Annotated in this window: 18 protein-coding genes; 8 read left to right on the top strand and 10 right to left on the bottom strand. The window is 71.0% G+C overall.

The genetic code is table 11. The annotated features are described in order from the left end of the window. Positions 1 to 8: 8 nt before the first annotated feature. From GTO19_RS19830 to GTO19_RS19810, 5 genes are all read right to left on the bottom strand, one after another. Positions 9 to 650, bottom strand: coding sequence for an ATP-binding cassette domain-containing protein (locus tag GTO19_RS19830; RefSeq protein ID WP_291024037.1), 642 nt, complete (start codon positions 648 to 650; stop codon positions 9 to 11). Positions 651 to 668: 18 nt separating this feature from the next. Continuing rightward, positions 669 to 1,370, bottom strand: a complete 702-nt coding sequence (locus tag GTO19_RS19825) for a general secretion pathway protein GspB (protein ID WP_291024035.1) — start codon at positions 1,368 to 1,370, stop codon at positions 669 to 671. Positions 1,371 to 1,377: 7 nt separating this feature from the next. Then, the gene (locus GTO19_RS19820; protein WP_291024033.1) at positions 1,378 to 3,108 is read right to left on the bottom strand and encodes an AAA family ATPase; all 1,731 of its coding nucleotides are present in this window, start codon (positions 3,106 to 3,108) and stop codon (positions 1,378 to 1,380) included. Positions 3,109 to 3,168: 60 nt separating this feature from the next. Further along, a complete protein-coding gene (locus GTO19_RS19815; RefSeq protein WP_291024031.1) occupies positions 3,169 to 3,729 on the bottom strand; it encodes a polymer-forming cytoskeletal protein in 561 nt (186 codons plus the stop codon). A 113-nt stretch (positions 3,730 to 3,842) separates the two neighbouring features. Next, positions 3,843 to 4,751, bottom strand: coding sequence for a crotonase/enoyl-CoA hydratase family protein (locus tag GTO19_RS19810; protein WP_291024029.1), 909 nt, complete (start codon positions 4,749 to 4,751; stop codon positions 3,843 to 3,845). A 101-nt stretch (positions 4,752 to 4,852) separates the two neighbouring features. Between GTO19_RS19810 and GTO19_RS19805 the strand changes: the two genes are divergently transcribed. From GTO19_RS19805 to GTO19_RS19785, 5 genes are all read left to right on the top strand, one after another. Beyond that, on the top strand, positions 4,853 to 6,415 hold the full coding sequence (locus GTO19_RS19805; protein WP_291024027.1) for an FAD-dependent monooxygenase: 1,563 nt from the start codon (positions 4,853 to 4,855) through the stop codon (positions 6,413 to 6,415). After that, the gene (locus GTO19_RS19800) at positions 6,412 to 6,609 is read left to right on the top strand and encodes a hypothetical protein (protein ID WP_291024025.1); all 198 of its coding nucleotides are present in this window, start codon (positions 6,412 to 6,414) and stop codon (positions 6,607 to 6,609) included. The genes GTO19_RS19805 and GTO19_RS19800 overlap by 4 nt, the downstream gene beginning before the upstream one ends. Continuing rightward, a complete protein-coding gene (locus GTO19_RS19795; protein WP_291024024.1) occupies positions 6,599 to 7,060 on the top strand; it encodes a MarR family transcriptional regulator in 462 nt (153 codons plus the stop codon). Before GTO19_RS19800 ends, GTO19_RS19795 begins: the two co-directional genes overlap by 11 nt. A gap of 28 nt (positions 7,061 to 7,088) precedes the next feature. Beyond that, positions 7,089 to 7,670, top strand: a complete 582-nt coding sequence (locus GTO19_RS19790) for a GAF domain-containing protein (protein ID WP_291024022.1) — start codon at positions 7,089 to 7,091, stop codon at positions 7,668 to 7,670. Positions 7,671 to 7,774: 104 nt separating this feature from the next. Next, positions 7,775 to 10,108 carry a YgiQ family radical SAM protein gene (locus GTO19_RS19785; RefSeq protein ID WP_291024020.1) on the top strand — a complete coding sequence of 778 codons (2,334 nt, stop codon included), beginning with the start codon at positions 7,775 to 7,777 and terminating at the stop codon, positions 10,106 to 10,108. 21 nt (positions 10,109 to 10,129) lie between these two features. Here GTO19_RS19785 and GTO19_RS19780 read toward each other — a convergent pair whose 3' ends face one another. Beyond that, complete coding sequence (locus GTO19_RS19780; RefSeq protein ID WP_291024018.1) at positions 10,130 to 10,804, bottom strand: DUF1294 domain-containing protein; 675 nt, start codon at positions 10,802 to 10,804, stop codon at positions 10,130 to 10,132. Positions 10,805 to 10,904: 100 nt separating this feature from the next. On the opposite strand from GTO19_RS19780, the gene GTO19_RS19775 reads away from it, so the two are divergent. Both GTO19_RS19775 and GTO19_RS19770 read left to right on the top strand, forming a co-directional pair. Continuing rightward, complete coding sequence (locus tag GTO19_RS19775) at positions 10,905 to 11,255, top strand: hypothetical protein (protein WP_291024016.1); 351 nt, start codon at positions 10,905 to 10,907, stop codon at positions 11,253 to 11,255. Beyond that, positions 11,252 to 11,854 (top strand): zeta toxin family protein, encoded by a 603-nt coding sequence (locus GTO19_RS19770; protein WP_291024014.1) that lies wholly within the window; start codon positions 11,252 to 11,254, stop codon positions 11,852 to 11,854. The genes GTO19_RS19775 and GTO19_RS19770 overlap by 4 nt, the downstream gene beginning before the upstream one ends. A gap of 50 nt (positions 11,855 to 11,904) precedes the next feature. Here GTO19_RS19770 and GTO19_RS19765 read toward each other — a convergent pair whose 3' ends face one another. Beyond that, positions 11,905 to 12,795, bottom strand: coding sequence for a CoA transferase (locus tag GTO19_RS19765; protein WP_291024012.1), 891 nt, complete (start codon positions 12,793 to 12,795; stop codon positions 11,905 to 11,907). A gap of 83 nt (positions 12,796 to 12,878) precedes the next feature. Continuing rightward, on the bottom strand, positions 12,879 to 14,066 hold the full coding sequence (gene pobA, locus GTO19_RS19760; RefSeq protein ID WP_291024010.1) for a 4-hydroxybenzoate 3-monooxygenase: 1,188 nt from the start codon (positions 14,064 to 14,066) through the stop codon (positions 12,879 to 12,881). A gap of 134 nt (positions 14,067 to 14,200) precedes the next feature. On the opposite strand from pobA, the gene GTO19_RS19755 reads away from it, so the two are divergent. Beyond that, positions 14,201 to 14,977 (top strand): IclR family transcriptional regulator C-terminal domain-containing protein, encoded by a 777-nt coding sequence (locus GTO19_RS19755; protein ID WP_291024007.1) that lies wholly within the window; start codon positions 14,201 to 14,203, stop codon positions 14,975 to 14,977. Positions 14,978 to 15,515: 538 nt separating this feature from the next. Here GTO19_RS19755 and GTO19_RS19750 read toward each other — a convergent pair. Beyond that, positions 15,516 to 16,898: an efflux transporter outer membrane subunit gene (locus GTO19_RS19750; protein ID WP_291024005.1), complete on the bottom strand. Its 1,383-nt coding sequence runs from the start codon at positions 16,896 to 16,898 to the stop codon at positions 15,516 to 15,518. Then, the gene (locus tag GTO19_RS19745; RefSeq protein ID WP_291024002.1) at positions 16,888 to 20,046 is read right to left on the bottom strand and encodes an efflux RND transporter permease subunit; all 3,159 of its coding nucleotides are present in this window, start codon (positions 20,044 to 20,046) and stop codon (positions 16,888 to 16,890) included. Before GTO19_RS19745 ends, GTO19_RS19750 begins: the two co-directional genes overlap by 11 nt. Positions 20,047 to 20,049: the final 3 nt, after the last annotated feature.

The following is a 20,049-nucleotide window of genomic DNA, read 5'->3' as shown; positions in this document are numbered from 1 at the left end:
TAGCGGCGCTAAAAACCCGGCCCCGGTTGACGCCCCAGCGCCCACACGCGACCCCCTGGGGTACCTGGCAGTGCTTCGTGGTCCGCGACCACCCAGGCGCGGCTGGGGTGATCGGCCACGTCGGCCAGGCAGTCGGCCAGGAATCGGGCCGATGGAGCGTCCAGTGCGGCGAAGGGCTGGTCGATGAGGGTGAGGGGCGCACCCGCGGCGAGCGCGGCGGTGAGCCAGACCTTGCGCCGGCTGCCCGTGGAGAGCATGTACAGCGGCTTGTGCAGGTGCTCGGCCAGGCCAAAGCCGTCCACCAGGTCGGCCAGGGCCGCCTCGCTGAGGCGGGGCCAGTGGGCGGCCAGGCCCTCCAGGTACCCGGCGGCGGGCAGGGCGTCGTGCGCGTCGGTCTGGGGGTCGATCCAGAACACCTGGCGGCGGTAGGCCGCCGGGTCCTCGTGCAGCCAGTGACCGTTCGCCCACAGCCGCCCGCTTTGGGGTGCCTGGGCGCCGGCCAGCAGCGACAACAGCGTGCTCTTGCCGCTGCCGTCCTCGCCCGTGAGCCAGGTCAGGCCCGGCCCAAGCGACAGGGAGATGCCGTCGAACAACGGGAGGGCGCCGGGCCAGGCGAAGCGCAGGCCGTCGGCGCGCAGCAGGTCGGTCATGGCGGGGCGGCGCTGGTGCTAGTAGGGCAGGCGCAGTCGCTGCCCCTGGTGGACGATGACGGCGCTGCGCGGGCCGATCGACTCCAGCTTGAGCCCCGGGGCGATGTCCTGGCCCTCCTGCAGCACTTGCCCGTCGAGGATGAGCATGCGCAGCGCGGGGTTCTCGGCGTAGGTGGAGCCGCTGATCTTGAGCGGGGGCAGGGCGGCGCGCGCCGTGGGGTTGAGCTCGTTCACGCGGGGCAAGGGGGCCGCGCTGGCGGCGGCCGGCGCAGGCGTGCCTCCAGTGCCAGGCGCTGTTGAGGGCGCCGGTGCCGGTGCCGGTGCAGGGGTGGGTGCGGGTGCCGGCGGGGGTGGGGGGGGTGGTGGCGCCAGGATGGGCTGGGCCGGCGCGGCAACCACGGGCGGTGCGGCGACGCGCGGCGGCGGCGCCGGCGGAGCCTCGGGTACGGGGGCCGGCGGCGTCGCCCGGGCCGCTGTGGGTGAGGGCGCGGGGGCGGGCTGCGGATCGGCGGTGCCGTCGCGCATCAGCCACCACGCCGTGGCGGCCGCCGCCATGAGCAGGCCCAGGCCCGCCACCCAGGGGCCGCGCGCGCGGGGCGGGCGGCGGCGCGACGGCGGTTCGGCCGTGCGCAAGGGATTCACCTGCGTGTGCAGCCCGGGCACGCGGCCCCGTTCGCGTTCGGCGTCGGCGCGGCGCAGGGCGTCGAGGATGTAGGACATCGGGGTCTCAGGAGCGCGGCAGCAGCCGGGGCTCGTCCACCCCGCTGGCCAGGTTGATCTGCATGAAGGTGACGGGGCCCGCCGGGCCGCCGGCCTCGATGCCGCGCGAGCGCTGGAAGGCCGCCAGGCGGGCGGCCAGGCCGACGCCCGAGGCAGGCACGCTGCCCGCGGCCTGCAGCGCCACGATGCGCTCGTTCAGCCAGCGCCCGGCCGGGCCATCGCGGCCGTCGGCGAGGCGGCCCGACTGGCCCGGGGGCAGGCGCCACAGGGTGGCGTAGTCGCCGCGCCAGGCGTCCGCCAGTTCGCCCAGGGGCACGCGCCAGCGCCGCTCGCCACGCGCCACGACGGCGCTGTTCTCGTCCAGGGCGGTCAGCAACAGCCGGCCGCTGGCGCCGTCGGGCAGGCGCAGGTTCAGGATGCCGGGGCGGTCCAGTTGGCGCAGGCCGTGCAAGGTCATGCGCGCCGTGCGGTAGCACTGCAGGCCCACGTCCAGCGCCTGTTCGCAGGGGTCGGCGCCAGCCAAGGCCTGGCCCCACAGCGGGGCCAGCTCGCGCCAGGCATCGGATTCGGCGGTGATGAGCGCGTCGGCGCCGGGCCAGCCCGCCGTGGGGGCGGCGGGTGTGTCCGCTGCGGCGGGCACCGGATCGGCCTGGGCGGCCGGGGCCTGGGGCGCCTGTGCGGCGGGTGCTGGCGCGGCTTCGTCGATCGGAGGGGACGCGCTGGCGGTGGCCCCGGCCGGCGCGCCGTCGGCGGCCACGGGCGTCACGCCCGGCCGCTGCAGCCAGAACCACAGCGCGGCCGCCGCGACCAGGGCGCCCACGACGGCCCCGGCCAGCGCGCCCATCCCCAGGGTGCCCAGGCCGCTGGTGCGGGTGGCAGCTGCCGTGGCGGCGCGCCGGGGCGCTGGCGTGGTGCCGTCGCTGTCGAACACCTCGCTGGCCGCCTTGTCCACCACCGCCCGCTCCACACGGTTCTGGCCATTCGCGTAGGCGCCGAGCAGCGCGCGGTCGCACAGCAGGTTGATGCGGCGCGGCACGCCGCGCGAGAGGTCATGGATGCGCTCGATGGCGGCGGGCGCGAAGGGCAGCGGGCCCTTGAGGCCGGCCACCTGCAGGCGGTGCTGGATGTACTCGCGCGTCTCGGCGGCGTCCAGCGCGCCGAGGTGGAAGCGGGCGATCACGCGCTGGGCGAGTTGCTCCAGCTCGGGCCGGGCCACGATGGCGCGCAGTTCGGGCTGGCCGATCAGGATGATCTGCAGCAGCTTGCGTTCGCTGGTTTCGAGGTTGGTGAGCAGGCGCAGCTGCTCGAGCACGTGCGGCGTGAGGTTCTGCGCCTCGTCGATGATGAGCAGGTTGCGCTCACCCCGCGCGTGGCTGGCCAGCAGGAATTCGTTGAGCGGGTCGAGGTGGTCGTGCACCGTGGCCGGGCCCAGGCCCTCGTGCTTCACCTCGATGCGGAACTCGCGGCAGATCGACTTGAGCAGGTCCGCCACCGTCAGGCGCGGATTGAAGATGTACGCGACGTTGCAATTCTCGGGAACCTGCTCCAGGAAGCAGCGGCAGATGGTGGTCTTGCCGGCGCCGATTTCGCCGCTGAGCAGCACGAAGCCGCCCCCGCCGCGCACACCATAGAGCAAATGAGCGAGCGCCTCGCGGTGGCGCTCGCTCATGAAGAGGTAACGGGGGTCGGGCGCGATCGAAAACGGGTCGTGCTGGAGCCCGAAGAACTCGGCGTACATGGGCCCGAGCATACCGGGCCGCCCGGGGGCGGGCAAACCGCCAGCCCGGGGTCAGCAGCCTCAGGCCGCCAGCTGCATCGAGGGCTTGTTGGCCGTGGCCGCGGGTTTGGCCGCGCCGCTGGCGGCGCACTGGATCTCCCCGGAGAGCTCGCCGCCTTCGGCGATCACCACCTTGCCATAACGGATCTTGCCGATCACCTTGCCGCCCGGGTGGATCACGAGCTTGTCGCGCACGGTGAGGCTGCCGTTGAAGGTGCCGTACACCTCGGCCAGATCGACCTGGACCGAGCCGTTGAACGCGCCTTCCCTGGCGATGTTGATGACGCGCGAATCCATGGTCGCCTCGACCGTGCCCTCGACCACGAGCGTGTCGCAGTCGGTGATCTCGACGCCCTTGAGCTTGATGTTGGGGCCGACGGTGAGCTTGCTGCCGCCTTCGGGGGTGGTGGTGGTCACGGTGCTGGCGGTGGGTTTCACTTCGGTTTCCTGGGTGGCCACGGGCGAGCTGCTCGGGGAAGCCTGTGATTGACCGTAAGCCGTGTTGCGCGGTGTGGCCATGCCGCCCCCGCTGCCAAGGGGTCGGGAAGGCTCGTTGTCGCGTTTGCCGAAGTGCAGTGCCATGCGTTTCTCCTGAGATGTAGTGGGCAGAAGCCCGCATGCTAGGCACGCATGGCCTTTACATTCGCGGCCGTCAGGTAAGACCTGTTTCGAGATGAACGGGTGACGAACGGGCCTCAACGGTTGGTACGTCGGCGATCCTCCATCTCGCGGATCAGGGCGCGGGCCTCGTCGCCCTCCGGAATCGGCCGACCGCTGTCGCGCCACTGCACGGCCGCCTTGAAGCCCTGGTCCTGCGCGAAGCGGCGGAACCACAGGCCCTCGGGGTTGTGGCGCGTGATGCCGTCGAACAGCGTTGCCAGCGACTGCGTCTGCTCCAGGCCCATGGTGAGCAGCACCTGGTTGACCACCATTTTGTGCATGGCCAGGTGAGAGCGCGGCACGCCCGCGATGCGCTCGGCCAGCGCCAGGGCGCGCGCGTCCAGCTCGTCCAGCGGCACGGCCTCGTTGGCCAGGCCCCAGTCGGCGGCGGTGCGGCCATCGATGACGTCGCCGGTGAACATGAGCTGCTTGGCGCGCGTGGGGCCCAGGCGGTAGGTCCACATGGCGGTGGTGGGACAGCCCCACACGCGCGTGGGCATGTAGCCGATGCGCGCGTCCTCGGCCATCACCAGCAGGTCGCAGCACAGGGCGATGTCGCTGCCGCCCGCCACGGCCGCGCCGTGCACCTTGGCGATGGTGGGCTTGGGGCTGCGCCACAGGCTCATGAAGTCCTCGGTGTTGCGCTTCATGAAGGCGTAGTCGTCCAGCGGGTCCCAGGGGTGGCGTTCCTGCTGGCAGGGGTGGTCGATGTCGCCTTCGCCGAAGTGGTAGAGGTCGTAGCCGCCGCAAAAGCCCTTGCCCGCGCCCTCGACCAGGATGACGTGCACCTCGTCGTTGGCATTGGCCCACTCCACGGCGGCGCGGATCTCGCGCGGCGTGTCGTCGTTGATGGCGTTGAGGCGCTCGGGCCGGTTGAGCAGCAGGCGCGCCACGCGCGGGTTGCTGGCGTCCTGGTCGATGCGCAAGGTGTTGAAACCGGGCATGGCTGTCTCCTTCGTTGGGGTGAAACCATCTTATCGACGGGTGGTGCTGGCGCGAAGTCGTGCAGGCGATATAGTTGCGCTCGCAACCAAATGGTGGAGACATGAACGCAGCGACAGAAGAACACGTGCCGGTGCTCATCGCCGGTGGCGGCCCGGTGGGCCTCACGCTGGCGGCGCTGCTGGCGCGCCAGGGCATCCGCAGCCAGGTGATCGAGGCCGACGAGGGCTACTGCACCGGCAGCCGCGCCATCTGCATCTCGCGCCGCTCGCAGGAGATCCTGGGCTGGGTGGGGGCCGACGCGCCTTTGGTGGAGAAGGGCCTGGGCTGGACGGCCGGGCGCAGCCACTTCCGCCAGGCCGAGGTGCTGCGCTTCGAGATGCCCAGCGAGCCCACGCAGCGCTTCGCGCCCATGGTGAACATCCAGCAGTTCTACATCGAGGAGTACGCGCACCGCGCGATCGGTGACGGCGCGGCGGTGCACTGGGGCCAGCGCGTGCGGACCGTGCAGGCGCGCGAGCGCGACGTGCTGGTCGGGATCGATACGCCGCAGGGCACGCGCACCGTGCGCGCCGACTGGCTGGTGGCCTGCGACGGTGGCCGCAGCACCGTGCGCGAGCAACTGGGCCTGCAACTGGAAGGCACGCAGTACGAAGGCCGCTACGTCATCGTCGACATCCGCCAGAAGACCCGCCGCCCGGTGGAGCGCCTGGCCTGGTTCGACCCGCCGTCCAATCCCGGCTCCACCATCCTCATGCACCGCCAGCCCGACGACGTCTGGCGCATCGATTACCAGATCCGCGACGATGAAGACCCTGCCGAGGCCGTGAAGCCCGAGAACGTGCTGCCGCGCGTGCGCAGCCACCTCGAGATGATCGGCGAGACCGAGCCCTGGGAGCCGCTGTGGATCTCGATCTACAACGCCAAGTGCCTCACGCTGCCCGACTACCGCCACGGCCGCGTGTTCTTCGCGGGCGATGCCGCGCACCTGGTCCCCATCTTCGGCGTGCGCGGGCTCAACTCGGGCCTGGACGATGGCGGCAACCTGGCCTGGAAACTCGCGCGCGTGGTGCGTGGCGAGTCGCCCGAGGCGCTGCTCGACAGCTACAGCGTGGAGCGTGTGCACGCCACGCGCGAAAACATCGCCTACGGCGCCAAAAGCACCGAGTTCATGGCGCCGCCGGACTTCGCCTTTCGCCTGATGCGCGAGGCCGCGCTGCGCCTGGCAGTGGACGATCCTCACGTGCGCCCGCTGATCAACCCGCGCCAATCCTCGGCCATCGGCTACAAGGATTCACCGCTCAACGGCGGCGAGTCGGATGCATGGGCCAGCGCGCTGGCCGCACCCGGTGCGCCCGCACCCGAGGCGCTGCTGCGCGACGCGCAGGGGCAGTCCTTCCACCTCAGCACCCGCTTCGGACACGGCTTCGTGGCGCTGGTGTTCAACGGCGCGCCCGATGGCGGCCTGCCGCCCGGTGTGGCGCCGCTGCGCATTTCCCCCGAAGCCGACCCGCAGGCCCAAGCCTGGCGGCGCTATGGACTGCGGTCGCCAGGCGAGCCCGCCCTGGTGCTGGTGCGCCCCGATGGTTACGTGCTGGGCCGCTGGCACGGCCTGAACACCGCGCCCCTGCGCGCGGCCCTGCAATCCACCGGAGTCACCGAATGACCGACGCGGACCTCGACACGACCTACACCGCCCTGTGCCGCGCCATGGGCGAGGTGGGCCAGGCGCAAGCCCCGCTGCTGCTGGCCATGCTGAGCCTGTCGCTGCTGAGCCGGCTGGACGGCACGGCGCAGGCCTTGCCCCTGATCGAACAGGCGCGCGAACGCTGCCTGCGGGAGCCCCTGCATGGCGACTGAATCCATTCCCCTGCCGCTGGAGCAGCAGCTCAGCTGGCGCCTGCACCGCCTGGGCAAGCTGACCGATGCCGCCACCGCCGCCGCCTACGCGAACGAGCTGGGCCTGGGCGTGGCCGAGGCACGCGCGCTGGCCGCCATCGGATCCTTCGAACCCTTGTCGGTGAACGACCTCGCCGCGCACGCCCACCTGGACAAGGCCCAGGCCAGCCGCGCCGCGCAGATGCTGGTGGAGCGCGGCAGCGTCATCAAGGCGCCCAGCGAGACCGACGCGCGCGCCGTGGTGCTGCGCCTGTCGCGCAGCGGGCGCGCCCTGCATGCGCGCGCCTTGCGCCTGATCGATCGGCGCAACCGCGAGATCATGGGTTGCCTGAGCGCGGCCGAGCGGCGGCAACTGCTGGCGCTGGTGGATCGGCTGATCGAACATTCGGCGGGCGGCTGCGAAACACACTGATACGTGCTTCGGCGCTATAAAAAGGTGCATGAAACGCAACCTCTTCGCTCCCACGGACTTCGGTCCCGAATCCATTGAAGTCCAGGTGTCCGAATTGCTGGTGGCCACGGCCGACCACAGCGACGCCGAACTCGACCACTCCATCGGCGAGGTGCTGCGCCTGCTGCGCGAGCGCCTGCAAATGGACGTGGTCTTCGTCTCCGAATTCGTCGAGGGCCGGCGCGTCTTCCGCCACGTCGAGCAATCCCCCGGGGTGAAGGTGATCGCCGAAGGCGAGGGCGCGCCGCTGGAAGAAAGCTGGTGCCAGCGCGTGGTCGACGGCCGCCTGCCGCAGTACATCGCCAACGCCAGGCGCGACCCGGCCGCCGCGCCGCTGCTGCAGGGCCTGCCATTTCCCATCGGAACGCACATCAGCACACCGCTGATCCTCTCCAATGGCGAGGTCTACGGCACCTTGTGCAGCTTCAGCTTCGAGCCGCACGGCCAGCCCAACCCGGAAGACCTGAACAAGCTCAAGCTCACCGCCCGGCTGGCGGCGCAGCGCCTGGAAAGCCGCCGCCAGGCGCGGCCCATGCCCGCCAGCGTGCCCGACTGGTCACTCAAGCCCTGATCGGCCCGGCGGGTCGCTTCGGCCCGTGGCCAGCGCAAAAGAGGGGGCGCCGGTAAAATCGCGCCCTTCGCCCCGCCGCCCCCGCCATGGGTCCGCGCCCACCCATGAACGCCCCCATCGACGTCTCCCTCTTCGCGCGCAACGCCAAGCCGCTTACCAGCTACCGGCCCTACTGGGCCAAGCGCTTCGGCACCGCGCCCTTCCTGCCGATGAGCCGCGCCGAGATGGACGCGCTCGGCTGGGACAGCTGCGACGTCATCATCGTCACCGGCGACGCCTACGTGGACCACCCCAGCTTCGGCATGGCGGTCATCGGCCGCGTGCTCGAGGCTCAGGGTTTTCGCGTGGGCATCATCGCCCAGCCCGACTGGCAGAGCGCCGAGGCCTTCAAGGCGCTGGGCAAGCCGAACCTGTTCTGGGGCGTGACGGCGGGCAACATGGATTCGATGATCAACCGGTACACCGCCGACCGGAAGATCCGCAGCGACGACGCCTACACGCCCGGCGACGTGGGCGGCAAGCGCCCCGACCGCGCCGCCATCGTCTACAGCCAGCGCTGCCGCGAAGCCTACAAGGACGTGCCCATCGTGCTGGGCGGCATCGAGGGCAGCCTGCGCCGCATCGCCCACTACGACTACTGGAGCGACAAGGTGCGCCGCTCCGTGGTGGTGGACAGCAAATGCGACCTGCTGCTCTACGGCAACGCCGAGCGCGCGCTGGTGGAGGTCGCGCACCGGCTGGCCGCGCGCGAACCCGTCGAGCGCATCACCGACGTGCGCGGCACGGCCTTCGTGCGCCGCCCGGGCGACCCGTCCACCGAGGGCTGGTTCGAGATCGATTCGAGCGAGGTCGATCAGCCCGGACCGGTGGACGTGCACATCAACCCGTACCAGACCACCAGCGAGCAGGCGCAGTCGCAAGGCGGTTCCTGCGCGAAAGCGGAAGACCCCGCCGGCACGGCCGCGCCGCAGGGCGCCACCATCCAGCCGCTGAACTTCGTGCCCAACCCCGCGCTGCAAGGCAAGGTCAAGCGTCCGCCGCGCGACCGCACCGTCATCCGCCTGCCCAGCTACGAACAGGTGAAGAGCGATCCCGTGCTCTACGCCCACGCCAACCGCGTGCTGCACGTGGAGGCCAACCCGGGCAACGCGCGCGCCCTGGTGCAGGCGCACGGCGAAGGCGCCACCGCGCGCGATGTGTGGATCAACCCGCCGCCCATCCCGCTGACCACGGCCGAGATGGACCACGTGTTCGACCTGCCGTACGCGCGCAGCCCGCACCCGACCTACGCCGACGCGAACGGCCGCCACGACGGCGAGACCAAGATTCCCGCGTGGGAGATGATCCGCTTCAGCGTGAACATCATGCGCGGCTGCTTCGGTGGCTGCACCTTCTGCTCCATCACCGAGCACGAGGGCCGCATCATCCAGAGCCGTTCGCAGGCCTCCATCCTGAAAGAGGTCGAGGAGATCCGCGACAAGGTCGAGGGCTTCACCGGCGTCATCAGCGACCTCGGCGGCCCCACGGCCAACATGTACCGCCTGGGCTGCGCCAGCCCCGAGATCGAGGCCGCGTGCCGCAAGCCGAGCTGCGTCTACCCCGGCATCTGCTCGAACCTCACCACCGACCACGGGCCTCTGGTGCGCATCTACCGCCGCGCGCGGGCCCTGCCGGGCATCAAGAAGATCCTCATCGGCTCGGGCCTGCGCTACGACCTCGCCATCAAGAGCCCCGAGTACGTGAAGGAGCTGGTGCAGCACCACGTGGGCGGCTACCTCAAGATCGCGCCCGAGCACACCGAGTCGGGGCCGCTGTCGAAGATGATGAAGCCGGGCATCGGCAGCTACGACCGCTTCAAGCAGATGTTCGAGAAGTACAGCGAAGAGGCGGGCAAGAAGCAGTTCCTCATCCCGTACTTCATTGCCGCGCACCCGGGCACCAGCGACGAGGACATGATGAACCTGGCGCTGTGGCTCAAGAAGAACGGCTTTCGCGCCGACCAGGTGCAGACCTTCTACCCCAGCCCCATGGCCACCGCCACGGCCATGTACCACTCGGGCCTGAACCCGCTCAAGGGCATCCACCGCGACGAGCGCGGCGAGCGCGTGGACATCGTGCGCGGCGAGAAGCGCCGCCGCCTGCACAAGGCCTTCCTGCGCTACCACGACCCGAACAACTGGCCGCTGCTGCGCGAGGCGCTCAAGGCCCTGGGCCGCGCCGACCTCATTGGCAACGGCAAGCACCACCTCATTCCCACGTTCCAGCCGGTCACCGACGGCGCCTACCAGAGCGCACGGCGCAAGAACAGCACGCAGGCCACGCCGGCGCGCGCACCGGCCGCTGCGACCGCACCGGCCAAGGGCCGCGTGCTCACGCAGCACACCGGCCTGCCGCCGCGCGCTGGCACGGGCGCCGCGCGGCGTTCCAAGCCGCGCTGAAGGCGTCTTGGGGTAGGGCAGTCAGCCGCCAGCGAACAGCGGCCACACCACCCAGGCCAGCAAGGCCAGCGCATTGAGCGCGGCGCAGGCGATGAAGGTCTGCTGGAAGCGTTTTTCTTCCAGCCTGTGCTGCAGCGACCGCTGCGCCAGCCAGGCCGCGGGCCAGCCACCCAGCGCCGCCGCCACGTGCAGGTGCTCGATGGGCCAGGGCGCGCCGCCCTCGGTCATCACGTGCTGGTCGCGCCAGTACAGAAAGAAGGTGGCGATGTTCACCAGCACCACCCCGGTGAGCACCACCCAGGGAAAGCGGCCGAAGCCGATGCCGATGAGCCACAGCAGCAGCCAGCCGCCCAGCAGGCCCAGGGCCACCTGGGTCTGGCGGCGCTGCGCGCGCGCCTCGCGCCAGCGCTGGGCCTTGGACACGCCCGCCGCGGCCAGCAGCGGCTCGGGCGTCGGCTGCGCGGGCGCGCCGGCCTCGCGCAGCGGCGGTGGCGGCGGCAGCTTGATCGACAGGGCGCGCGGCCCCTTGCCGCCGATGACGATCTCCTCGTACACCACCGCCGTGCCCGGCGCGATGGGCTGCGGGCCCTCGTAGTCGCGCAGGTGGAAATACACCTCGGCGGCGGTGTCGGGGCTGCGGATGAATCCGGACGCGCGCTCGGCGTCCCAGTGAACGATGGTGCCTTGCTTCTTCATGGCCTTGTGGCGGGTGATCGCTCAAGGATTGTCGGCCTTGCGAGCCCAGACTTTATGGCGCAAAATGCGCCATATTGACGCCTTTGTGATGGAGTCCGCCATGCCTTCCCCGTCGCCCAACTTCTCCTCGGTCAAATTGCCTGCCAGCCTGGTCGATCAGGCGCGCCGCGCCGCCGAGGCGCAGCGCCGCTCGGTGGCCGGCCAGATCGAATACTGGGCCACGCTGGGCCAGATCACCGAAGAAACCGGCCTCACCGTGCTGGAGGCGCGCGAAGCCATTGCCCGCTACGACGCCCAGGCCCAGGACCACGCGGCGCTTGACGCCATCGAGGCCCGCTTCGCCGAGGCGGCGGCCAGCGGCGGCCTGGCGCAGGCCGTGCGCAAGACCGTGCAGACCGATCGGCAGCGCGCCACCGCGGCGGCCCCGGCCCGCGCGCGCCGCGCGGCTTGAGCCCCATCTTCTACCTGCTCGCCGGGCCCAACGGCGCGGGCAAGTCCACGCTGTACCGCTCCGCCGTCGCCTCGGGCCTCATCCCGACCGACATCGAATTCGTCAACGCCGATCTGCACGAGGCGCAATCCCTCCGCCATATCACCGACGCCCGGCAGCGCTCCACCGAAGCGCGCCGCTGGGCCGACGCGCGGCGCGAGCAGCTGCTGCGCGCCGGCCAGTCCTTCGTCAGCGAGACGGTGTTCTCCCACCCGTCCAAGATCGAACTGCTGCGCGCGGCCCGCGCGGCGGGTTTCCAGGTGGTGCTGCTGGTGGTCTGCGTGGACGACCCCAAGCCCTTGCCCGAACGGGTGGCGCAGCGCGTGGAGCAGGGCGGGCACGCCGTGCCACCGGACCGCATCCTGGCGCGCTACCCGCGCACGCTCCAGCACCTGACCGAGGCTGTGCCGCTGGCCGATCTGTGCCTGCTGTTCGACACCACGGCCCGGCGGGGCCAGGACATCGTGCCGCCCCGGCTGGTGGCGCGCCTGCGGCGCGGCGTGCCCACCTTCACGCAAGACCCCATGCCGCGCTGGGCCCTGGGGATGCTGAGGCGCTGAGCTTCGCGCGATGGGCGACCGCCCGCGGCGGCCGGGCTCGCCCGCAGGCCTCAGCCGAGCGTGTGCATCGGGATGTCGCGCTCGGCCGCGAGCGCATCGAGCTGCGCTCGCGTGCGCCCCGCCAGGAAGCGCGCGATGGCCTCGTGCGTGGCGGGCTCGAACAGGGTCTTCATGCGCTGGCCCTGCGGCACGCCCGCCGCCTCGCACAGCGCGGCGGCGAAGTGCGGCTCCAGCGCCGCCACGGCCACGCGGCCGTCCTGGCAGGGGTAGACGCGGTAGCCCGCGTGCGCGCCGCCCACGGCTCCCCTGGGCTGCGTCAGGCCCCAGTGGCGTGGCATCGCCAGCCAGGCCGCCGCATCGGACAGCGCCACCTCGTGGAAGCTGCCGCGTCCCGTGGAGCGCTGCAGCAGCACGGCCTTGAGCACGGCCTCTGAAGCCATGAGCGCGCCGCCCATGTCGGCGAACAGCGTGGCCGGCAGGTCCAGGCCGGTGACCAGTCCCGCGTCGGCCAGGTAGGTGAGGTCGTGGCCCGGCTCCTCGGCGCGTTCACCCGGCGCGCCCACGATGGCCACCATCGCCAGCGCCGGGTATTGCTTGCGCAGCGCCGTCCACGACAGGCCCAGCTTGCCCAGGGCAGAGGGGCGGAAAGAGGTCAGCAGCACGTCGGTGCGTTGCAGCAGCTTGTGCAGCGCGGCCTGGCCGGCATCGGTCTTCAGGTCGGCCGCCAGCACCTTCACGCCCTCGTGCATCTGCGCATAGGCCGGCGGGTTGTACTGGCCCATGGGGTCGCCGCTGGCGCCCTCGCGCGCGGGCGGCTCCAGCTTGGTGCAGGCCGCGCCCATGGCGCGCAGGCGCATGAAGGCGGCCGGGCCGGGCAGGTTGAGCGCGAGGCTGAGCACGCGCACGCCGCGCAGGGGCTGGGGGCTTCGGGTGGTGGGCATGGGGCAGTGGCCGCAGGGTCGGTTGACGGTGCGGCCACTGTAACGGCGCCCCGCGCGGGGTGGGCGCCCGTGCGCGACAGGGATCAGCGCTGGCCGAAATCGAGCGGCAGGCCGACGTAGTTTTCCGCCAGCGAACGCGACATCGCCTCCGAGTTCACCAGGTACTCCAGCTCGGCCTCCTGCACCTTCTGGCCGAAGCCGCCGGTGTCGGGGAAGCGGTGCATCAGCGAGGTGAGCCACCAACTGAAGCGCTCGGCGCGCCACACGCGCGCCAGCGCGCGCTGCGAGTAGTGGTCGATACCGGCATCGCTCTTCTCCGCGTAGTGCTCGATGAAGGCGGTGGAGAGGTACTTCACGTCGCTGGCCGCCAGGTTCAGGCCCTTGGCGCCCGTGGGCGGCACGATGTGCGCCGCGTCGCCCGCCAGGAACAGCCGGCCGAAGCGCATCGGCTCGGCGACGAAGCTGCGCAGCGGCGCGATGCTCTTCTCGATGCTCGGGCCGGTGACGATGGCTTCGGCCATGGCCGGGTCCAGGCGTCGGCGCAGCTCGTCCCAGAAGCGGTCGTCGCTCCACTGCTCGACCTTGTCGTCGATGGGGCACTGCACGTAGTAGCGGCTGCGCGTGAGGCTGCGCATGGAGCACAGGCCGAAGCCGCGCTCGCTGTTGGCGTACACCACCGCATGCGGCGACACCGGCGGCACGTCGGCCAGCAGGCCCACCCAGCCGAAGGGGTAGACCTTCTCGTACTCGGTGATCGAGTCCTGCACGGTGGCGCGGCACACGCCGTGGAAGCCGTCGCAGCCGGCGATGAAGTCGCACGCCAGCTCATGGGTCTGGCCGTCTATCTCGTAGCGCACGCTGGGCTTGGCGCCGTCGAAGCCGTGGATGCTGACGTTGGCCGCTTCGTAGACGGTGGGCAGGCCGGCGGCCTGGCGCGCGTCCATCAGGTCGCGCGTGATCTCGGTCTGGCCGTAGGCCGTGACGACCTTGCCGTTCGTGAGGCCGGTCACGTCGATCGGGTGGCGCGTGTTCTTGTAGACCAGCTCGATGCTGTGGTGCACCGTGCCTTCCTTGGCCACGCGCTCGCCCACGCCGGCCTCGTGCAGCAGGTCGACCATGATCTGCTCGAGGATGCCGGCGCGGATGCGGCCGAGCACGTAGTCGGGGCTCTGGCGTTCGATGATGACGTTGTCGATGCCGGCCTTGTGCAGCAACTGGCCGAGCAGCAGCCCCGAGGGGCCGGCGCCGATGATGGCGACCTGGGTTCGCATGGGTCTTGTCTCCGGGGATCTGGCGAAGCTCGCAGGCTAGGGCGCCCGGCCGCGGGCCACAATCACCGCAGGCCGGCATTGCGCGATCACCGCGCGCTTTGTGCGATCATCGCGCACTTCCTGGAGCACGCGCCATGCCCGAACCATCCATCGCCAAGGCCGACTTCATCGAGGGCATGGCCAAGGGCCTGGCCGTGCTGGAGAGCTTCGACACCGAGCGCCAGCGCTTGAACGCCACGCAGGCGGCCGAGCGCGCCGGCCTCACGCGCGCGGCGGCGCGGCGCCACCTGCTCACCCTGGCCCACCTGGGCTACCTCGACACGGACGGCAGCCACTACTGGCTCTCGCCCAAGGTGCTGCGGTTTTCGGGCAGCTACCTGTCGTCCGCGCGCCTGCCGCGCTTGGTGCAACCCACGCTGAACCGCCTGGCCTCGGCCACGCGCGAATCGTTCTCGGCCGTGGTGCTCGATGGCGACGAGGCGGTGATCGTGGCGCGCAGTGCCGCGCCGGGGGCGCCGCGGCTGATGCCCTACGGCCTGCACCTGGGCTCGCGCATGCCGGCGCACGCCACATCCACGGGGCGCGTGCTGCTGGCGGCGCTGCCGCGCGCGGCCTTCGCGGCGTGGTTGAAGGGGCGGGTGCTGCCGCGCCTGACGCCGCACACCACGGACGACCTCAAGGCCTTTCGCGCCGTGATCGACGCCGTGCGCCGCGACGACTTCGCCATCGCGAGCGAAGAGCATGAACTGGGCGTGATCGCGCTCGCGGTGCCGCTGCGCAACATGAAAGGCCAGACCCTGGCCGCGCTCAACGTGGTGGTGTCGCCGGGGCGCATGGACGCGGCGGTGATGCGGCGCGAACTCCTGCCGGTGCTGATGGACGCGGCGCGGGAGCTGCGGCCGCTGCTGTAGTTTCTCTGCGCGTTATCTGCGTTCGCTGGTTGCTGGTTGCTGGTTGCTGGTTGGCGTGGCGTTTCGCTCCTCGTCCTCGCGCTGACGGCTGGCGTGGTCCGCGTTCTCCGGCCCACGCTCGCGCAGAGGTGCCCGTGCGCTCCGCCGGGCCTGCGTCACCACCGTGATTGGCGCGCCCNNCCGCGAACCCCACCATCCGTCGAGAGTGACGCCCGAGCGCGCCACGAGGAATCCGGGCTCCCTTATTGGGGTCAGATTCCATTAATCGCCGAGCGAAGGGAAGTCCGGTCTTCTATGGCCGGCCAGCCCGCTACTGGGGTCGATGGTGTGGGTGTCCGGGCGCAGGCCCCATTCGCGCTTGCCACAGAGGGGGCGCGCCAGCCGCGGTGGTGACGCCAGCCCTGTTCGAGCGCTCGGGCGCCTCTGCGCGAGCGTGGGCCGGAGAACGGGCACACGCACCAGCGGCCCTCGCGAAGCAGAGGCGCGAAACGCCCCGAACCCCGAACCCCACAGCCCAAACCGCATCAAGCCCGAGCAATCACTCCAGCCAGCCCCCACCCAGCGCCGCGTACAGCGCCACCCGGTTCTGCTGCAGCGCCAGGCGCGTCTGCGCCTCGGCCTGCTGCGCGGCAAACAGCGAGCGCTGCGCGTCGAGCACGTCGAGGAAGCTGGCCACGCCGTTGCGGTAGCGCAGGTCGGCCAGGCGGAAGCGGTCTTCCTCGGCCACCACCTGGTCGCGCTGCGCCTGCAACTGGTCGGCCAGCGTCGCGCGGCCCGCCAGCGCGTCGGCCACCTCGCGGAAGGCGGTCTGGATGGCCTTTTCGTACTGCGCCACCGCGATGTCGCGCGACACCTCGGCCGAGTCCAGCCCCGCGCGGTTGCGACCCGCATCGAAGATGGGCAGCAGCGCCACGGGGTTGAGCGTGAAGCCCCAGGAGCCGTCCTTGAACAGACCCGAGAGCTGGTTGCTGGCGGTGCCCGCGCTCGCCGTGAGCGTGATGCGCGGGAAGAAGGCCGCGCGCGCCGCGCCGATGTTGGCGTTGGCCGCGATCAGCGTCTGCTCGGCCTGGCGGATGTCCGCGCGGCGCGTGAGCAGGTCGGACGGCAGGCCCGCCGGCACATCGGCCAGCACGGCCGTCTCGGCCTCGGCCACCTGCAGCAGCTCGGCCGGCACGGCCTCACCCACCAACAGGTTCAGCGCGTTCACGTCGAGCGCGCGCGCCCGCTGCTGCTGCGCCAGCGCGGCACGCCCCGTGGCGGCCAGGGACTCGGCCTGGCGCAGGTCCAGCGCCGAAGCCGCGCCGTTGTCGAAGCGCAGCCTGGTCAGGCGCAGGGAGTCCTCGCGCGTGGCCAGGGTCTGGCGTGTGATGGCGAGCAGGGCCTCGTTCGTCTGCAGGCTGAGCCAGCTGCTGGCCACCGCCGACACGAGGCTGGTCTGCGCGGCGTTGCGCGCTTGCTCGCTGGCCAGGTACTCGGCCAGCGCCGCTTCTTTCAATGCGCCCAGGCGGCCGAAGAAGTCGATCTCCCAGGTGCTCAGGGCCAGGCCCACGCTGTAGGTGCTCTGGATGCCGCCGGTGCCGTCGGGCTGGCGGTTGCCGCTGGCGGCCAGGCCGATGCTGGGGAACTGGTTGGCGCGCTGGATCTGGTACTGCGCGCGCACGCGCTCGATGTTGAGCGTGGCCACGCGCAGGTCGCGGTTGTTGTCGAGCGCGCGCCGCACGAGTTCGCGCAGGCGCGCGTCCTGCACGAAGTCGCGCCAGGCGGTGTCGGCCGCGCTGGGCACGCCGCTGGCCTGGCCCGCGAGCGGGTAGGCCTGCGGCACCGGCGACGCCGGGCGCTCGTAGGTGGGGATCATCGAGCAGCCGGCCAGCAGCAGGGCCGCGACCAGCGGGCTCAGGCGGGTGGTGAGATCAGCTTTCATCGTTGTCGATTCCATGAGAGCGCGCGCTTTCGCGGTCGCGCTGGTGCTGGCGTTCGCTGCCCTTGAAGAAGCGGCGCACCACCACGAAGAACAGGGGCACGAAGATCACGGCCAGCAGCGTGCCGGAGATCATGCCGCCCACCACGCCGGTGCCGATGGCGCGCTGGCTGGCCGAGCCCGCACCTGAGGCCAGGAAGAGCGGCAGCACGCCCAGCGTGAAGGCCATGGAGGTCATGATGATCGGGCGAAAGCGCAGCTTGGCCGCTGCCAGGGCCGCCTCCATCGCGCTCTTGCCCTGGGCCTGCACGTCCTTGGCGAACTCGATGATCAGGATGGCGTTCTTCGCCGACAGGCCGATGATGGTGATCAGGCCCACCTGGAAGTACACGTCGTTCTGGTAGCCGCGCAACATCGTGGCCAGGAACACCCCGATCACGCCCAGCGGCACCACCAGGATCACCGACAGCGGGATGGTCCAGCTCTCGTACAGCGCCGCCAGGCACAGGAAGACCGCGAGGATGGCGAAGCCATAGAGCACCAGGGCCTGGGCGCCCGCGAGCTTTTCCTCGCGCGAGGTGCCGGTCCATTCGAAGCCGATGCCCTGCGGCAACTGCGCGGCCAGGCGCTCCATCTCGTCCAATGCCGCGCCGGTGCTGTAGCCGGGGGCCGCGCTGCCGCTGATGCGCATGGTGGGGTAGCCGTTGTAGCGCACGGTCTGCATCGGGCCGCTGATCCACTTCGTCGACGCGAAGGCCGACAGTGGCACGGCCTGGCCCCGGTTGTTCACCACGTTGAGCCTGAGAAGGTCGTCGGGCTGCATGCGCGCCGCCGCATCGGCCTGCACCACCACGCGCTGCAGGCGCCCGGCGTTGGGGAAGTCGTTCACGTAGCTGGAGCCCAGCGCGGTGCCGATGGCGGAGTTGATGGCATCGAAGCCCACGCCCAGCGCCTGGGCGCGGTCGCGGTCGATGTCGAGCTGCAGTTGCGGCGCGTCTTCCAGGCCATCGGGGCGCACCTGCGTGAGCACGGGGCTCTTCGCCGCCAGACCCAGCAGCTGGTTGCGGGCCTGCAGCAGGGTGTCGCGGCCCAGGCTGGCGCGGTCCTGCAGGCGGAAGCTGAAGCCCGAGGAAGCGCCCAACTCCGGAATCGGCGGCGGGCTCAGGGGGAAGATGAAGGCGTCGCGGATGCCCGAGAGCGCACCGAAGGCGCGGCCGGCCACGGCCTCGGCCGAGTTGGCCGCGTCTTCGCGTTCGTCCCAGTCCTTGAGCGTGATGAAGCCCAGCGCCGCGTTCTGGCCCTGACCCGAGAAGCTGAAGCCCAGCACGCTGACCATGCTCTGCACCTCGGGCTGCTTGAGCATGTAGCCCTCGACCTGCTGCATCACCTCCAGCGTGCGCGCCTGCGTGGCGCCCGGGGGCAGCTGCACGTTCACGAGCATGGTGCCCTGGTCTTCGTTGGGCAGGAAGGAGTTGGGCAGGCTGGTGTACACCCAGGCCGCGCCCGCGCCGATGGCGAGGTAGACGATGAGCATGCGCCCGGCGCGCGGCAGCAGGCCGCTGACTGTGCGGGTGTAGCCGTTGGTGGTGCGCGCAAAGCCGCGGTTGAACCAGCCGAAGAAGCCCTTCTTTTCCACGTGGTGGCCTTTGGCCACCGGCTTGAGCAGCGTGGCGCACAGCGCGGGCGTGAGCGACAGCGCCAGGAAGGCCGAGAAGGCGATGGACACGCCCATCACCGCCGCGAACTGGCGGTAGATGTTGCCGATCGATCCGGCGAAAAAGGCCAGCGGCACGAACACGGAGATGAGCACCACGGTCACGCCGATGATGGCGCCCGAGATCTGGCCCATGGCCTTGCGGGTGGCCTGCAAGGGCGGCAGCCCCTCCTCGCTCATGATGCGCTCGACGTTCTCCACCACCACGATGGCGTCGTCCACCACGATGCCGATCACCAGCACCATGCCGAACATGGTGAGCACGTTGATGGAGAAGCCCATGGCCAGCAGCGTGGCGAAGGTGCCCAGCAGCGCGACCGGCACCACGATGGTGGGAATGACGGTGTAGCGGAAGTTCTGCAGAAACAGGAACATCACCAGGAACACCAGCGCCACCGCTTCCAGCAGCGTTTCGGCCACTTGCGAGATCGAGATCCGCACGAAGCGCGAACTGTCGTAGGGAATGACCCAGCTCATGCCTTCGGGGAAGAAGCGCTCCAGCTCGGTCAGGCGCGCGCGCACCGCGTCGGCGGTGGCCAGCGCGTTGCCGCTGGGGGAGAGTTGCACGCCGATGCCGGTGGACGGCTTGCCGTTCAGGCGCGCCGAGGTGGCGTAGGCCTGGGCGCCGAGCTCGATGCGGGCGACGTCCTTCAGGCGCACGGTGGCGCCGCCCGGGTCGGCGCGCAGCACGATGTTGCCGAACTGCTCGACCGAACTGAGCTGGCCATTGACCACCACGGTGGCCGAGATGCCCTGGCCCGCCACGTTGGGCAGCGCGCCGATCTCGCCGGCCGACACCTGCGCGTTCTGCGCGCGGATCGCGGCGTTCACGTCGGCCGCGCTGAGGTTGAAGCCGAGCAGCTTGGCCGGGTCGATCCAGATGCGCATGGCGCGTTCGGTGCCGAACAGCTGGGCCTGGCCCACGCCGGGCACGCGCTGGATCTCGGGCAGCACGCTGCGCGTGGCGTAGTCGCCCAGCGCCACCGGGTCCCACTTGGGGTCGTCGCTGGTGAGGATGGTGAACAGCAGGAAGTTGCTGCGCGCCTTGTCCACGCGCACGCCCTGCTGCGTCACGGCCGCCGGCAGGCGCGGCGAGGCGCGCGAGAGCCGGTTCTGCACGTCCACCTGCGCCAGGTCGGCGTTGGTGCCGGGCTGAAAGCTCAGCGTGATCGAGCCGGTGCCGTTGGCCTGCGCCACCGACTCCATGTAGATCAGGCCGGGCGAGCCGTTCATCTCCTGCTCGATGATGGACAGCACCGAGTCCTCGAGCGTCTTGGCCGACGCGCCGGGGTAGGTGGCGTTGATCGTGATGGAGGGTGGTGCCACCGGCGGGTACTGCGCGATGGGGAGCTGCGTGATGGAGACCGCGCCCAACACGATGATGAACAGCGCGATCACCCACGCGAAGATGGGCCGGTCGATGAAGAACTTCGCCATGTG

The sequence above is a fragment of the Hydrogenophaga sp. genome, from assembly GCF_011772445.1.
Classification (GTDB): Bacteria; Pseudomonadota; Gammaproteobacteria; order Burkholderiales; family Burkholderiaceae_C; genus Hydrogenophaga.
Note: the sequence above shows the minus strand (reverse complement) of the source record. Positions and strands in the feature narration are given on the sequence as shown.